Origin of the sequence: Nocardia sp. NPDC060255, from assembly GCF_042727395.1 — a bacterium.
Classification (GTDB): Bacteria; Actinomycetota; Actinomycetes; order Mycobacteriales; family Mycobacteriaceae; genus Nocardia.
In genome coordinates this window covers 785,274-801,391 of the sequence record NZ_JBHXAU010000001.1, presented here as the reverse complement: position 1 = coordinate 801,391, position 16,118 = coordinate 785,274, and the positions used below count along the sequence as shown (strand labels likewise).

The following is a 16,118-nucleotide window of genomic DNA, read 5'->3' as shown; positions in this document are numbered from 1 at the left end:
AGTAGATCAATGTTAAGATTCTTAAAGTAGAGAGGAGCGGCCATGGCAGACGCGGTGGACCTGTTCATCCAGCACTGGAACCAGCAGCGGCCGGAGGTCGACGTCTCGCCGATGGCCGTGATCGGCCGTGTCCAACGGCTGTCGCGCCTGTTCGAGCAGGAACTCAAGCACTTCTTCAACGAGTACGGGATCGAGTTCTGGGAGTTCGACGTGCTCGCCACGCTGCGCCGCTCCGGTGGCGACGAGGGGCTCACCGCGGGCGCGCTGATCAAGGTGGCCATGGTGACCTCGGGCGCGATCACCAACCGGATCGACCGGCTGGTGGCCAAGGACCTGGTCGAACGCATGCCGTGCCCGTCGGACCGCCGGGTGATCCGGGTCCGGCTCACCCCGGCGGGGCGCCAGATGATCGACGACGTACTGCCGAAGCATATGGCGAACGAGCAGCGCATACTCGCGGCGCTGGACCTGGAATCGCGCGAGCAGCTCGCCGGGCTGTTGCGGACACTGACGGAATCGCTCGGGGACGGTGCGCCGGAGTGACTCGGGTATATCGAAAGCCCGGCCTCGCCGGACACTTTCGACGGTCAGCGGCCTTCTACCGTTGCGGCGCAACGAAAAATGTCCGCCTAGACCGCCTCAGTCACCATCATCGCCGCGCCGCAGGTCCTGACGATCCCGGTGACAGCGGACTACTGGTCGCACCACCCGACGGGATCGGAATCCCCGGCGTCGGCCGCGGTGTCGGAGTAGCCGCCGTCGTCGGTGCGACCGTGCTACCGGGTGTCACCGAATTCGCGGGCGGCACGTAACCGACCGGGGGTGCCGACTCGAACACAGGCGGCACACGCACTCCGGACGGAACCGCCTCGGGCACCGGCACTGTGCTGACACCGGACGGCACGGACTCCGGCACCGGCGCAACGCCCGTACTCGGTGACTCGGACTCGAAACCCGAAGGCCCATCCGCATCGGAGGGAACCAGCTCGAACACTGACACCGCGGGCGCACCGGACCCGAACACCGACGGAACACTCACAACGGACGGAATCGACTCCGCCGCCGGCGACGTATCGGCAACAGGCACAACCGATTCTGATACCTGCGGCAGACCCTCGCCGGGCGGGACAGACTCTGACACCTGCGGAACGGCGGCAGCGGGCGGAGCGGACTCGAGTACCGGAGTAACGGTCGCACCAGTCGGAACCCTCGCGGCGACAGGCGCTCCGCTGGCATCGGACGGCATGGGCGCCACGTCGGCAGGCGGCGCGGGTACCGGAGGCGTATCCGCAGCTGGCGGCGCGGGCTCCGGTATTGCGTTGACACCAGAGGGCGTTGATTCAGGGACCGGTGCGGCGTTCGCACCGGACGGGACTGATTCAGGCACCGGCGGTGCGGTGGCACCAGCTGGCGCGGGTACCGGCGGAACGCTCGCGGCCGACGGAACCTGTTCGGGCACAACAGCGCCCGATGGAGCGGAGGGCACGCTCGCCTTCGACGGACCGCCCTTCGGCGCCTGCGGATCGGGCACCAATTGCAGCAGTGTGGTGAAGTCGACGACCTGTGCGCCGAGGGTGGCCGTCGAGATGATGACTCCGTTGGTGAACATGCGATACGTTCCGGCGTGTTCCGGTAGTGCCATCTCCGGCCCGAGCGGCTGACCGACTTTGCTTGCCGCGCCACCGATTCGGCGATACTCGATATCGATCGGCGATTCGCCGACAGCGACCTTCGTCCGCGGATCCACCGGAGCGGTCGGCGCATTGGGCGCGAGATCGGTCAGTGCGGGTCCGACCTCGAAGGTGTAGATGTCGGCGGGTTCGCCACCGCCGGGCGCGGAGGAGTACTCCGAGCGCAGGATTCGCCCATCGCGCAGCAGCACGGTCCCCGCGGTGCCGACGACGGCGGCGGCCGAGCGCGGATCTTCCTTCGCGGTGCCGGGATACGCCTGGCAGTCGGTGGTGTCGCAGCTCTGCGCGTACGAATAACGGTGCTCGGCAAGGACATACGAGCGGGCGGCGATCGCCTGGGCCTTCAGCGCCTCGGCCCCGCCCTTGTCCGCCCAGTTGGCCTGCACCTCGGCCGGGAGCACGCCGAGCAGGTAGTCCTCCACGTCGACGCGGTTGACGGTGCGTGCCGCGCCGTTTTCCGTCGCGACCCCGAGCGCGCCGCGATACGCCGAACCTCCGCAGAGGGTCAGGTGTTCCGCGGCGGGCCGGTTCGGTCCGGGGTCGATCGGATAGACCCACGGATCGTCGGTCGCCGCTTGCCACAGCACGTCACCGTCGCAGCCGACCGTCACCACCACGTTCGCGCCGCCGTTGGGCAGCGGGGTGAGATGCGCGGCCTGCCCCGCCTCGACCAGCTGACCGGCGACGCGCAGGCCGGCGCCCGCGAAGGTGTCGAGCGTGGCGTCGTCCTGTGCCGTCAGCCGGATCCCGACGGTGTTTGCCGGAACTGTGCCGAGCGTGGCGCCGGGGTAGTAATGCGCCAGGATGTTTTCCGCGGTCTGCCCCTCCTGGGCGCTCGCGAACGCGCCGAGCTGGCTCATCCCGCGCCCGTGGCCCGGCCCGGCCACCGTCCGATACGGCGTTTCCCCCGGCCATATCCACAGCACCAGCACGGCACCGGCGGTCAGCGTCGCACCGCCGGTGACCAGCGCTGACCGCACGGATAGCGCAGGTTGTCCCGGCCCGCGCCGACGCTGTCCCCGGCGAGCCGCTCGTTTCGCTCTGCGCGCAGATTTCACCCGCATTTGTGTTCCCCCCGTGCTCTTTCGTTCCGGTGCTATGTGGCGTCGCATCCGTTCACTCCCACGGTATTCCGGGGCCGGGCGGATTGGATACCTGTCGGCATGTCGTTCCATCCGGCCGCATTCCGAGAGCTACATTCGAGCAATCACATAATCCTCAACCAGAGGTTTAGATATGTGACAGTTGTGACTATTGTGATCGTTGATACATCAGGAAGCAACCCTGGTTTTGCACACGATCACTGGTTCGACCTGAATGGAGACGCTCGTGCCCTACCGCAAACCGAAACGTTCCTACGTCCTCCCGGTTGTCACCACGCTTGCGGTAGCGGCCCCGCTCGCGGCGCTCACGATGAGCGACTCGCCCGACTACCGCACCACCACCGGCTCCGAGCTCGCCGCCGTACCGGCGCAGCTGGCCGAGGTGGTGCTGAACTCGGCGCCCGATATCGTGCTGCCGCTGCGCGAACTCACCGGATTGGATCTGCCGGATCTGCATCTGTCGGATCTGCGGATGCTGCCGCTACCGGCGTCAATTCCCATTCCCGATGGACTACCACTGCCGCCCGGTGTGCAACTACCGAAAGAAATTCCGCTACCGAAGCTGAACGGTCCACACCCGGCCACCCCCGGCCAGCAGAGCGCACCAGGTCTGAACACCGCACCTGGCTCGAACGCCACTCCCGGGCAGGGCCTCGCACCAGGGCAGACACCATTCCCCGGGCAGGCCGCCGCGCCAAGTCAGAACAGTTTTCCCGGGCAGGCCATAGCGCCGAACCACAACAACATTCCAGGCCAAGCCGCCGCACCGAAACAAAACGGCACTCCAAGCCAGGCCGCCGCGCCGACCCAGAACTCCATTCCCGGGCAAGCCGGCACACCGGGCCCGAACACCATTCCGGGCCAAGCTGCCGCACCAGCCCAGAACTCCATTCCTGGACAAGCCGTCGCACCAGGCCAGAGCACCATTCCGGGCCAGGCGGCCGCACCGACGCAGAGTTCCGTCCCGGGACAGGTCACCGCGCCCGGCTCCATGCCAGGTCAAGTCCCCAATTCCGGGCAGACCGCGCAGGCGCCCGCCCAGCCTCTGCCGAGCAGCACCCGTTTCGTCGCCGACCCCAGCCGACTCGAACCGGGCACTACACCCGACACACCCGCACTGACCCCCGGCGCGGTCCCGCCTGAGCTGGCGGACCAGGTCGGCGCACAGGTCAAAGAACTGTCCCGGGAGACGCCCTTCAGCGTCGTCGCCCTCACCGCCGCCGATCTGACGAACACCAAGGCGATGCTGCGCGCCCGCCAACCCGACGGCAGCTGGGGTCCCTGGTTCAACACCGAACCGGTGGACACCCGCCGCACCGATCGGACCGCGGCAGGCGGCAAGACCGGCACCGAACCGCTCTACGTCGGCACCACCAAGGCCGTGCAGATGCTGGTCACCCGCAAGAACGCCGCCGCGACAGCACCGGACCAGGCCACCCAGCCCGCACCGCGCTCGGACGATCCCGCCCAAATGTCGGGCGTCGACCTCACCGCCGTCCTGATCGATCCGGGCCGCGGCGCCATCGACGGCGCACTGCACAAGGTCGCCGCGCCCGCACCCGGCGGCGGACCCAAGGTGATCTCCCGCGAGGGTTGGGGCGCCGACGAGAGCATCCGCTGCGAAGAACCCACCTACGACGACGGCCCCGGCAAGGACGGCCTCGGCGGCATCACCGTGCACCACACGGCCGGACGCAACGACTACACCCCGGAAGAGTCCGCGGGCATCGTCCGCGCGATCTACACCTATCACGCACAAACGTTGGGCTGGTGCGACATCGGGTACAACGCACTGGTCGACAAGTACGGTCAGATCTTCGAAGGCCGCGCCGGTGGGCTCGACCGCGCGGTGCAGGGCGCGCACGCTGGCGGGTTCAACGAGAACACCGCGGGTGTCGCGCTGATGGGCAACTACTCCTCCGAACCGCCCACCGAAGAATCGATCCAGGCGATCGGCAACTTCATCGGCTGGCGCGCCAAGATCGCGCATCTCAACCCGCAAGGGAAAACCACCATGTACTCCGAGGGCACGGAGTACACCTCCTACGCGATGGGCCAGGCGGTGAACCTGCCGATCGTGTTCGCCCACCGCGACGTCGGCAACACCGCATGCCCCGGCGATGCCGCCTATGCGGAAATGGATCGAATTCGCGAAATCGCCGCGAGTGTCGCGGGTGGCGCCAGCACCGCGAACAGCGGAAACAGCGACGGTACCGACAGCTACGCGAACAACGGGACCGGCACCGGTACCGACGGCACCGCGAACAGCCCGGCCCCGCAGCCTGCGCCGCGCAACAAGCCCGACCTCAGCACGCTCGCCGCCCTCACCAAGAAGCTGCTCGGCATGGTGAACGAGAACCCCATCGCCAAGCACTGGTCCGACAAGGGCGGTCCCAGTGGCCCACTCGGCGCCGCGCAGACCGAGCCGCTGCCCGCCGCGCAGGGCCAGCAGTACGCCAAGTTCGCCAACGGCTACGTCTACACCGCACCCGACGGCAAGGTCATCGAGGTACTCGGCAAGATCCTCGACCGCTTCCTGCAACTCGGCGGCGACGCGGGCGTCCTCGGCCTCCCGACCAGCGACGCCTACAACGTCCCGAACGGCCAACGCTCGGACTTCCAATACGGCTCGCTCATCCTCAACCAGGTGACCGGCATCGTCACCACGGTATGGAAGACCTACAACGACACCTACCAGCAGGACGCGGCCCGCCCCGCCCCCGGCCGAGCCCCCATCCCGGCCCAATCCCCCGCTCCCGCTGAGGTTCCCGCACCCGCCGAGACGCCGGCTCCCGCTGACGTCCCGGCCCCGGCGCAGGCTGATCTCCCCTCTCCGTCACCCGACGCCCTCAAGTTCCCGACCCCCGAAGATTTCCTCCCGACCCCCGCCCCCGAACCAGCAGGCTGATCCAGACCAAGCCACCACTCGGAGCCCGCAGCCAACAGCCGCGGGCTCCGACTGCGTTCCCCCGGCCGCGCACTTCTCACGCACCGCACTCAGAACAGCTCGCAAACCGCTGCGCCGCAAGCGAATTCGTTAAGGTGCCGGTGCGGCGGCTTGTTCAGAGCCACCAGCGTTCGAGGATGCGGGCTACGCCGTCGTCGGCGTTGGATTCGGCGACCTCGTCGGCGGCGGCGATGGCTTCGGGGTGGGCGTTGGCCATCGCTACGCCGTGGCCTGCCATGGTGAGCATGGGGACGTCGTTGGGCATGTCGCCGAACGCGACGATGTTGGCGGGCTCGACGCCGAGGCGCTGCGCGACGATCGACAGGCCGGAGGCCTTGGTGACGCCGGGGGCGGACAGTTCGATCAGTCCGTGCTCGGTGGAGTAGGTGATGTCGGTGCGCTCGCCGAGCAGTGGGGCGAGCACGGCGCGCATGTCGGAACTGCGCGCGCCGGGTAGTCGGATCAGCATCTTGATCGCCGGGGCGTCGATGACCTCGTGCCGGGCGACCGTGGTGTCGTCCGGGTTCAGCCAGGCGTGCTCGTACAGCGGTGAGCTCACGAACTGCGGGGTGACCGCGTCGTGCGCGCTCTCGCCGACCCGTTCGGCCGCCAGCCCGCACCCGGGCAGCGCCTCCTCGGCCAGGTCCGCGATCCAGGACAGCGTCGCCACGTCCAACGTCATGCTGGCCAGCACCCGATCGGTGGCGCTGTCATAGATGACCGCCCCGTTGCCGCACACGCACAGCGGCGCGTAGCCGAGCCCGTCGACAACCGGATCGATCCAGCGCGGCGGTCGTCCGGTGGCGAGCACGAACGGCACACCGTCGCCGATCAGCGCGTCCACCGCGGCCTTGGTGCGCGCGGTGACCCGCTCGTCATGATCGATGAGGGTGCCGTCGACATCGGTCGCCACCATCTTCGGCTTGGGCAGGTGCAGGAGGGTCACCCATTCCATCCTGCCGGACGACCGACTCGCAGTGCCGGGGGTATCGCCAGGAAGATGCGCATCAGCGGAGCTGAGCCATCAGTCGAACCCCCAGAATCTGCCCTCGCGTCCGACCGGCCGTCCGCGCCGAGGGTGGCGTGACCCCGACTAGCGAAGCGCCGGGCAGGCTGCCGTGCGGCAGCGGATTGCTCCCGGCTACGCAGGCGGCGGACGCCAAACAGTGTCATCCGCAGGCTGCGGTGGGACCGCAGGAGCGGACGGTGGGACCGAAGGCGGTGGCCGCAGAACCGTCTCATCGTTGCGCCCGATGGCAGCGGGTGCGCCCCAGGCTTGCGGCTCGGACGGCGGCCACGCACCCCGATCATTCGGCCCCGCGGCACCTGGTTGCGCAGGCACACCCCAGGCGGCCTGTGACACCGGAGGCAGTCCGTCGAGCTGATTCGGCACCGAGAGACCTGGCTGCGCGGGCACACCCCAAGCGGCCTGTGGCACTGGAGGAATTCCGCTGACCTGATCCGAGGCCGAGGGAGCTGGTTGTGCGGGTACGCCCCAGGCGGGTTGTGGTGCGGCCGAACGCTTGTCGGGCCCGTCGGTGGTCGCTTGCTGCCAGGCCTGAGCAGGCGGGCTTCCGGCGGTCGGCGGCACCGGCGGTGCCTGCTGCCACGAGGCCTGACCAGCGGGCACCTGTCCAGCCTGGCCCCATGCGGCTGGTGGCGGCCCGTCGAGCTGACCGGCGGCACCTGGTTGCATCGGCCTAGGCGCGCCGGGCTGTGGATAGGGGTAGCCGTAGGGCTGCGGGGCGGCGGCGACCGGGGTGTGTGCCAGCCAGCGGCCCGTCATCGGCAGGAGGGCGAGTACTGCCGTGGCGACGGGGAAGATGAGGCCGAACAGGCCGCCGATTCCGCCGCTGAGGGAGCTCAGGCTGTCCGAGTTGGTGTTGACGGAGTGGACCAGCACGGTCCCCGTGATGCCGACGACGATCACCGCGACGCAGCCGACGACAATGAGCACCCGGCCGAACGACTTCCTGGTGAACATCGCGACCGCACCGACCCCGAGCAGGACCGCGGCTATCAGCCCGATCGCACCGGACGCGATGGCCCAGGTCTGGAACCAGCCCTCGGAAAACAGCCCGGTGGTGTCGTATTCACCGAGCCGCGCGCCGATGATCCCGAACACCAAACTGACTCCGCCGCCGAACAATTCAGTGACCGCACCGACACAGGCCAGCACTCCGGCGGTGATCGCGGTGGCCCCGCTCGGTGCCGGCATTCCAGGCGGATACGCCGGATACGGGTTGTACCCACCCGGATATTGCGGATAACTCATGTGTCCCCCTCGCCGACAGTCCGCTCGGCCGTTCGCAAAAGCGCAGTGTGTCGCGTCGAACCGACCGCGTACGCGTGTGCCGCAAGAATAAAGGACATGCCCGAGCCCCGCGTGACACGCGCGCCCGGGTCTTCGTCCTTATGATCAGGGGCTAATACTCGACGCTGGTCCGTCCAGCCGAAAGACCACGAGGACTGATGACCGGCTTCCTGCTACGACGCGCGCTTCACTATGTCGTGCTGTTGCTGCTGGCGTCGTTCCTGACCTTCAGCTTGGCGTCGCTGACGTTCCGCCCGCTGGACAGTCTGGAACAACGCAATCCGCGCCCGCCGCAGGCGGTGATCGATGCCAAGGCTGAGGAGTTACACCTCAACGACCCGATCCCGCAGCGCTATATCACCTGGTTGAAAGGGATACCGCAAGGGGATTTCGGGAAAACCCTGGCCGGGCAGCCGGTGAGCGAGGAGCTGCCGCGCCGGGTCGCGGTGAGTCTGCGACTGCTGATCATCGGTTCGTTGATCGGCACCGTGCTCGGCGTCCTGATCGGCGCGGCCGGTGCGATCAGGCAGTACAAATTCAGTGACTACTTCACCACGATCATCTCGTTGCTCGTGCTCAGCACCCCGGTGTTCCTTCTTGCGACACTCTTGAAATACGGTGCGCTGGAAATCAATTCGCTCACCGGGTCGCAGATATTCCTCTACACCGGGGAGACCTCGGCGAATCGGATCGACGGATTCTGGCCGCAACTGCTCGACCGGGTGCAGCACCTGGTGCTGCCGACGGCCGGTCTCGCCCTCGGCGGCATGGCGGGCTACAGCCGCTATCAGCGCAACGCCATGCTCGACGTGTTGCAGAGCGATTTCATTCGCACCGCCCGCGCCAAGGGCCTGTCCCGCAGCAAGGCGCTCTACAAGCACGGCCTGCGCACCGCGCTGATCCCGATGGCGACGCTGTTCGCCTACAGCCTGCTCGGCCTGATCACCGGCGCGACGTTCACCGAGAAGATCTTCGGCTGGCACGGCGTCGGTGAGTGGCTGGTCGATTCGATCAACGCCCAGGACCTGTACCCGGTGGTGACGGTGACCGCGTTCGCCGGACTGGTCGTGCTGGTGTCCGGCCTGCTCTCCGACGTCGTGCTGGCTCTTCTGGATCCCCGGGTGCGTGTGCAGTGACTGAAGCCGAAATAATCGTCCAGGGCGCACCAGAGCCCGCTGCGGCAGGCCGCGGCAAGTTGGTTATGCGCCGGTTCCTGCGCAACAAGCCCGCGGTGGTCGGCGGGTTGATCCTGATCCTGCTCTTCATCGCCAGCTACGCATTGCCGCCGCTGCTGAAATACGACTACCAGCAGCTCGATTACACCGCCCTGCTGCAGCCGCCTAGTGGCAGGCATCCCTTCGGCACCTCGCAGATCGGGCAGGACGTGCTCGCCCAGACGCTGCGCGGCATGCAGAAATCGCTGCTGATCGGCCTGTGCGTCGCGCTCATCTCGACCACCATCGCCGCGACCACGGGTGCGACGGCCGGGCTACTCGGCGGCTGGACCGATCGCGCAATCATGTGGCTGGTCGATCTGCTGCTCGTGGTGCCGAGCTTCATCATCGTCGCGCTGTTCGCGCCCCGCACTAAGGGCAGTGGATCGATCTTGCTGCTGATCGTGCTACTCAGCGTGTTCGGCTGGATGATCAGCGCACGCATTGTGCGCGGCCTGACGCTGAGCCTGCGCGACCGCGAATTCGTCCGGGCCGCAAGGTATATGGGCGCGCCGACCCGCACCATCATCCTCAGTCACATCCTGCCGAACATCGCCTCGATCCTGATCATCGACACCACCCTCGCGGTTGGCGCGTCGATCATGGCCGAAACCGGGCTCAGCTTCCTCGGTTTCGGTGTGCAGCCGCCCGATGTTTCGCTCGGCTCACTCATCGCGGCGGGCACCAAGTCGGCGACCACCTATCCGTGGCTGTTCATGTTCGCCGGTGGCCTGCTGATCACCGTTGTGTTGTGCGCCAACCTGGTCGGTGACGGACTGCGCGACGCGTTCGATCCCAGCGCCAAGCGGGCGCGCTCGAAAAAGAAGGCGAAGGTATGACGAGCGCTGACCCCATCGAGAAGGTCGTGGTCGAAAAGAATTTCACCGCACCGCTGCTGGAGGTCACCGACCTGCGTGTGTCCTTCCCCAGCGAGGAGGGTCGCATCGAGGCGGTGCGCGGGGTCAACTACACCGTCTCCGACGGCGAAGTGCTAGCCATCGTCGGCGAGTCCGGCTCCGGCAAGTCGGTCTCCTCGCTCGCGGTGATCGGCCTGCTGCCCGAGCAAGCCAGGATCGGCGGCTCGATCCGGTTGCGCGGACGCGAACTGCTCGGCCTCGGTGATCGCGAATTGTCCAGGCTGCGTGGCAGTTCTATCAGCATGGTGTTCCAGGACCCGCTCTCGGCGCTGACCCCGGTGTACCGGGTCGGTGAGCAGATCGCCGAAGCCCTGCTGGCGCACGGCAAGATGAGCAAGTCCGAGGCTGCGGCCCGCGCGATCGAGCTGCTCGACCTGGTCGGCATCCCGGAACCCGCGGTGCGCGCCAAGGCTTTTCCACACGAGTTCTCCGGCGGCATGCGCCAGCGCGTGGTCATCGCCATGGCGATCGCCAACGACCCCGCACTAATCATCTGCGACGAGCCGACCACCGCGCTCGACGTGACGGTGCAGGCGCAGATCCTGAACCTGCTGCGCAAGGCGCGCGATATCACCGGAGCGGGCGTCATCATGATCACCCACGACATGGGTATCGCCGCCACCCTGGCCGACCGGGTCGCGGTCATGTACGCCGGAAAGATCGTCGAAACCGCCACCACCACTGAGCTTTTCGCCGCACCGCGGATGCCGTACACGGTGGGCCTCCTCGGCTCCATCCCGCGGATGGATCGCCCGCCCCGCCAGCCGCTGATCCCGATCATCGGTGCGCCGCCAGCCATGCATGCACTGCCGCCGGGCTGCTCGTTCGCGCCGCGCTGCCCGATCTCGATCGATGAATGCCGGGTCGCCGAGCCTCCCTTGGAGAAGACCAACCCCGGCCACTCGGCCGCCTGCATCCGCACCGCGGAGGTCGGCATCGACGACCTGTTCGAGGCCTACCGGCAGGAGATCACCGAGCCGAGGGCCGAGGCCGAGGTCAGTGATCAAGTGGTGCTTCGGGTTTCGGACCTGGTGAAGACCTTCCCGATCACCTCGGGCATCCTTCTCAAACGCCGCAAGGGGGAGATCCGCGCGGTCGACGGCATCAGCTTCGAGGTGCGCGCAGGCCGCACGCTGGCCTTGGTCGGCGAGTCCGGTTCCGGGAAATCGACCACGCTCAGCCAGATCCTCGACCTGGTCCGACCGGAGTCAGGCACGATCGAGATCATGGGCCGCGATGTCGCGACCCTGACCAAGGCGCAGAAGCGGGAGATCCGCCGGAAGATGCAGATCGTCTTCCAGGATCCGACCGCGTCGCTCGACCCACGCCTGCCGATCTTCGACGCGCTGGCAGAGCCGATGCGCATCGACGGCCGCTCGCGCGAAGAGATCGCCCACCGGGTGCCGGAACTGCTCGAACAGGTCGGCCTGCGCCGCGATCACGCCGAACGCTATCCGGCCGATTTCTCGGGCGGGCAGAAGCAGCGCATCAGCATCGCCCGCGCGCTCGCACTGGATCCGGAGATCCTTGTTCTCGACGAACCGGTGTCCTCGCTGGACGTCTCAATCCAGGCCGGTGTGCTTAACCTGTTGCGCGACCTGCAGATCGAGCGCGGGCTGTCGTACCTGTTCGTCTCGCACGACCTGTCCGTGGTGCGCAATCTAGCCCACGACATCGCGGTGATGTTGCGCGGCAAGATCGTCGAATCCGGTCCGGCGGAACAGATTTTCGCCGACCCTAGGCACAAGTACACGCGCGATTTGATCGACGCCGTGCCGGTACCTGCCGTCAGCCGATAGAAGGGGACTGCGATGCCGCTCCGGACCAGCAAGGGCCGATATTCCTTCGACTACACAAAGATCGGATTCGTGAAGTGAACTCAACCGCGAAGAAAGCCCGCATCGGCCGGGCCATCGGTATTCGGTGCGCCGCACCAGCTGTGGCTTTGGCGCTGATCCTGGCCGGGTGTGGTTCGTCGGGTGATCCGGCAACGAGCTCGAGCACGATCGGCGCGGTCAACGACATCAATCCGAAGGATGCGAGCGAGCTCCGAGACGGTGGGAACCTGCGGCTCACGCTCACCAATTTCCCCGCGACCTTCAACGCGCACCATGTGGACTCCGACGGCGAGGTCACGGATCTGATTTCCTGGGCGATGCCGGGCACCATCACCTCGAACGCGGCCGGCGACCTGTCCGTCGACCACAACTATTACACCGATGTGAAGCTCACCAGCACGGATCCGCAGCAGATCACCTACACGATCAACCCGAAGGCCGTCTGGTCCGATGGCAGCCCGATCACCTGGGAGGACCTGCGGACCCAAGCGGAGGCGCTGAGCGGCCGTAACCCTGATTTCCTGGTCTCGGCCACCCAGGGCTACAGCCGAGTCGACAAGGTCGAACGCGGGGTCGACGACCGGCAGGCGGTCGTCACCTTCGGTAAGCACTACGCAGAGTGGCAGGGCCTGTTCAACCCGCTGTATCCGAAGGCTTCGCTGGCTACGCCGCAGGCGTTCAACGACGTCGATCGCAATAGCCTGCCGGTGTCGTCCGGCCCGTTCATGATCACCTCGATCGACAAGGCGCAGCAACGAATCGTGCTCGGCCGCAACCCGAAATGGTGGGGCGACACCCCGAAGCTGGACACCGTCACCTACAGCGTCCTCGACTATTCGGCTCGCATCAACGCCTTGCAGAACAACGAACTCGATGTCGCGACCGTGTCCGGCATCGATGAGGTGAAGACCGCGACCAACTCGCCTGGCATCAAGGTGCGACGCGCCCCCGGCATTCGCTTCTCGCACTTCACCTTCAACGGAGCGCCCGGCTCGATTCTCGAAGATCCCAAACTGCGCGTGGCGATCTCGAAGGCCATCGATCGGCAGGGTATCGCCACCGCGACGCAGAACGGGGTCGTGGCCAATCCCAAGGCGTTGAACAACCACATCTTCATGGACGGCCAGAAGGGCTTTCAGGACAACGCCGCCGCTGTCGCCTACAACCCGGAACAGGCTGCCAAGGAACTCGATGCATTGGGTTGGAAGCTCAACGGTGACGTCCGCGAGAAAGACGGCAGGAAGCTCGAGATCCGCGATGTGATGTACCAGCAGGACGCGTGGGTACAGATGGCGCAGATCGCCCAGCAGAACCTGGCGCAGGTCGGCGTCAAACTCCTCATCCAAACCGTCCCTGGCAACGGGCTTTTCACCAATGTCGTCGATCCAGGTAATTTCGACATGGTCCAGTTCACCTGGTCGGGCGGCACCCTTCCGCTGGGCGCGCTGCCGCAGATCTACGCCTACGACCCCGCCTTGCCGCAGAGCAACAAGGGCAAGATCGGTACCCCGGAGCTGAATGCCCTGATCGAGGAAGTCATCTCCGAACTCGATCCGCAGAAGGCGATCGAGCTGGCGAACAAGGCCGATCGGATGATCTTCGAAGAAGGCTTCTCGCTGCCCATCGTGCAGTCCGCCGGAACCGTCGCGGTGCGCGACAACCTCGCCAACTTCGGCGCCGAAGGACTTGCCTCCTACGACTACACCAAGATCGGTTTCGTGAAGTAGACGTCTCCGGTTGCTTTTGAACAGGAAGGTCCCGAATGAGGATTCGCTCCCTCGGCGCACGGTTCGCGATTCCGTGCGTCGCCATCGGGCTCATCGTGTCCGGTTGTGCCGACAATGGCGGCGTGACGCCGGGCACTAGCACGGTCGGCAGCACAAACGACATCAATCCGAAGGATCCCAGCGAACTACGCGACGGCGGCAATCTGCGCCTGTCGCTGACCTCATTCCCGGAAACGTTCAACTACCTGCACGTCGACGGCGGCATCGAGGACGTGGCGACCATTGTCACGCCGTTGATGCCGTCGCCGTTCGTCAGTGACGCCGCCGGTGACCTTTCTGTCGACCACAATTACTTCACCGATGTGCAGCTGACGAATACCAGCCCGCAGCAGGTGACTTACACGATAAATCCGAAGGCCGTGTGGTCCGACGGTTCGCCGATCACCTGGGAGGATCTGCGCTCGCAGGCCGCCGCGCAGAGCGGCCGGGACAATCGGTTCCTCGTGTCGTCCACCAGTGGTTTCGACCGCGTCGAGAAGGTCGAGCGTGGGATAGACGATCACCAGGCGATCGTCACGTTCAACAAGCCCTATGCCGAATGGAAAGGCCAGTTCGGAATCCTCTATCCGAAGGAAACCACGGCTACCCCTGAGGCGTTCAACGATCGCGACCGCAACAGCCTGACCGCCAGCGCAGGTCCGTTCGTGATCACCGAGATCGACCGCAGCCAGAATCGGATCACCCTCGGCCGCAATCCTAAGTGGTGGGGTCCGACGCCGAAGCTGGACCGGATTACTTTCAGCGTGCTCGACAGCACGGCGACGCTGCCTGCGGTGCAGAACAACGAACTCGACTACGCCTATATGTCCGGCATCGAGAATGTCACCGCCGCACGCAATGCCAAGAACGTCGTTATCAGGCGCACGCCAGAGCCGAGCTGGTCGCACCTGACCTTCAACGGCGCGCCCGGCGCGCTGCTCGAGGATCCTAAACTGCGCGTGGCGATCTCGAAGGCGATCGACCGGCAGGGTGTGGTCACCGCCGCGCAGAACGGCGTGGTCGACAACCCGAAGCCACTCAACAATCATATCTTCGTGGCGGGTCAGAAGGGCTACCAGGACAACGCGGCGCCGATCGCGTACGACCCCGACGCGGCCGCGCGGATGCTGGACGAGCTGGGCTGGAAGCTCAATGGTGATGTACGGGAGAAGGACGGGCGCAAGCTCGAACTCCGCGATGTGATGTACCAGCAGGACCTGTGGGTGCAGACCGCGCAGATCGTGCAGCAGAATCTGGCGAAGGTCGGCGTGAAGCTGACCATCCAGACGGTGCCTGGGAGTGGACTGTTCAAGAACGTCATCGATCCGGGCAACTTCGATATCGCCCAGTTCAGCTGGAGCGGTAGCGTTCTCCCGCTCGGCGCGCTGCCGCAGATCTACGCCTATGACCCGAACAACCTGCAGGGCAACAAAGCTCGGATCGGTTCGCCGGAGCTGAATGCGCTGATCGAGCAGACGGTCGCGGAACTCGATCCGCAGAAGGCCATCGAGCTGGCCAACAAGTGTGACCAGATGATCTGGGCCGAGGGCTATTCTGTTCCGCTGCAACAGGCGTCGGGAACCTACGCCGTCCGCGACAACCTCGCCAACTACGGCGCGTTCGGCCTCGCCTCAGCCGACTACACCAAAGTTGGCTTTCTGAAGTGAGTTTCGGATCGGGCCACCCCCTGGCCTATCCGATCAGCGTGACGATCGGCGCCCTGGCGGTATGCCTCGCCTGGGCGCCGTTCGGCGATGTGGACCAGGTGGCGGCGTTGGCTACGGTGGGGCTGGGGATCGTCGGATACTCGGGTTACCGGATCGCTGTTGCGCATGGGCTGCTCGCGTTCTGGCCCTCGGGATCGGTACGTACCGTGGGGGTTTCGCGGATTCGTCAGCAGCATCGGCTGGTCAGCCGGTCGTGGCTGGAGATAAGCGGGACCGGGCGACCTCGTTGGCTCCCGGTCTATTTCGACTCGGCATTGATGAGCATGACCGAGACGCGGGCTGAGCTCACGGACCGGACAATCCACGTGGCGGGTCATCGCCTCTATCCATCCGGCCGCATCCGCAGCACGGAACCGCCAGGGCGACTCATCGACAACCCGTCCCGCCCTGACCCGGATGGCCCCGCACTCACCACCACCGCGACTCGTACGCATCGACGTCTACTGCTCGATGCGCAATCCACCGTCGCCGCCCCATTCGCGGCCCTAATGTGGATTTATGTCGACAGCGGCGGTTTCACGACCTTCCTCGCCGCCACCTCCGTTGCCGCAGCCACCGCCCTCTGGCTCTCCGCCATTCGTGGCTCCGACCCGAGCTGAGC

At 66.3% G+C, this 16,118-nt stretch carries 11 protein-coding genes; 8 read left to right on the top strand and 3 right to left on the bottom strand.

Annotated features, from left to right (window positions below; all coding sequences use genetic code 11):
- Nucleotides 1-42: 42 nt before the first annotated feature.
- Entirely contained in the window at nucleotides 43-543 is a 501-nt protein-coding gene (locus ACFWF1_RS03750; RefSeq protein ID WP_379283019.1) for a MarR family winged helix-turn-helix transcriptional regulator, read from the top strand.
- Nucleotides 544-649: 106 nt separating this feature from the next.
- Here the strand turns inward: ACFWF1_RS03750 and ACFWF1_RS03745 are convergent, their stop codons facing one another.
- The gene (locus ACFWF1_RS03745; RefSeq protein WP_379283020.1) at nucleotides 650-2,671 is read right to left on the bottom strand and encodes a SpoIID/LytB domain-containing protein; all 2,022 of its coding nucleotides are present in this window, start codon (nucleotides 2,669-2,671) and stop codon (nucleotides 650-652) included.
- 337 nt (nucleotides 2,672-3,008) lie between these two features.
- Between ACFWF1_RS03745 and ACFWF1_RS03740 the strand changes: the two genes are divergently transcribed.
- Complete coding sequence (locus ACFWF1_RS03740) at nucleotides 3,009-5,702, top strand: N-acetylmuramoyl-L-alanine amidase (protein ID WP_379283021.1); 2,694 nt, start codon at nucleotides 3,009-3,011, stop codon at nucleotides 5,700-5,702.
- A 154-nt stretch (nucleotides 5,703-5,856) separates the two neighbouring features.
- Here the strand turns inward: ACFWF1_RS03740 and ACFWF1_RS03735 are convergent, their stop codons facing one another.
- Both ACFWF1_RS03735 and ACFWF1_RS03730 read right to left on the bottom strand, forming a co-directional pair.
- On the bottom strand, nucleotides 5,857-6,696 hold the full coding sequence (locus ACFWF1_RS03735) for an HAD family hydrolase (protein WP_379283022.1): 840 nt from the start codon (nucleotides 6,694-6,696) through the stop codon (nucleotides 5,857-5,859).
- Between the two features lie 186 nt (nucleotides 6,697-6,882).
- Nucleotides 6,883-8,016 (bottom strand): hypothetical protein, encoded by a 1,134-nt coding sequence (locus tag ACFWF1_RS03730; RefSeq protein ID WP_379283023.1) that lies wholly within the window; start codon nucleotides 8,014-8,016, stop codon nucleotides 6,883-6,885.
- 197 nt (nucleotides 8,017-8,213) lie between these two features.
- Between ACFWF1_RS03730 and ACFWF1_RS03725 the strand changes: the two genes are divergently transcribed.
- The 6 genes from ACFWF1_RS03725 to ACFWF1_RS03700 all read left to right on the top strand — a co-directional run bounded on the left by ACFWF1_RS03725 (nucleotide 8,214) and on the right by ACFWF1_RS03700 (nucleotide 16,116).
- A complete protein-coding gene (locus ACFWF1_RS03725; protein WP_379283024.1) occupies nucleotides 8,214-9,191 on the top strand; it encodes an ABC transporter permease in 978 nt (325 codons plus the stop codon).
- A complete protein-coding gene (locus ACFWF1_RS03720; protein WP_379283025.1) occupies nucleotides 9,188-10,108 on the top strand; it encodes an ABC transporter permease in 921 nt (306 codons plus the stop codon). The genes ACFWF1_RS03725 and ACFWF1_RS03720 overlap by 4 nt, the downstream gene beginning before the upstream one ends.
- Entirely contained in the window at nucleotides 10,105-11,985 is a 1,881-nt protein-coding gene (locus ACFWF1_RS03715; protein WP_379283026.1) for an ABC transporter ATP-binding protein, read from the top strand. Before ACFWF1_RS03720 ends, ACFWF1_RS03715 begins: the two co-directional genes overlap by 4 nt.
- A 74-nt stretch (nucleotides 11,986-12,059) precedes the next feature.
- Nucleotides 12,060-13,751: an ABC transporter family substrate-binding protein gene (locus tag ACFWF1_RS03710; RefSeq protein ID WP_379283027.1), complete on the top strand. Its 1,692-nt coding sequence runs from the start codon at nucleotides 12,060-12,062 to the stop codon at nucleotides 13,749-13,751.
- A 35-nt stretch (nucleotides 13,752-13,786) separates the two neighbouring features.
- Nucleotides 13,787-15,457, top strand: coding sequence for an ABC transporter family substrate-binding protein (locus ACFWF1_RS03705; protein ID WP_379283029.1), 1,671 nt, complete (start codon nucleotides 13,787-13,789; stop codon nucleotides 15,455-15,457).
- Complete coding sequence (locus ACFWF1_RS03700) at nucleotides 15,454-16,116, top strand: hypothetical protein (protein WP_379283030.1); 663 nt, start codon at nucleotides 15,454-15,456, stop codon at nucleotides 16,114-16,116. The genes ACFWF1_RS03705 and ACFWF1_RS03700 overlap by 4 nt, the downstream gene beginning before the upstream one ends.
- The last annotated feature ends 2 nt before the right edge of the window (nucleotides 16,117-16,118 follow it).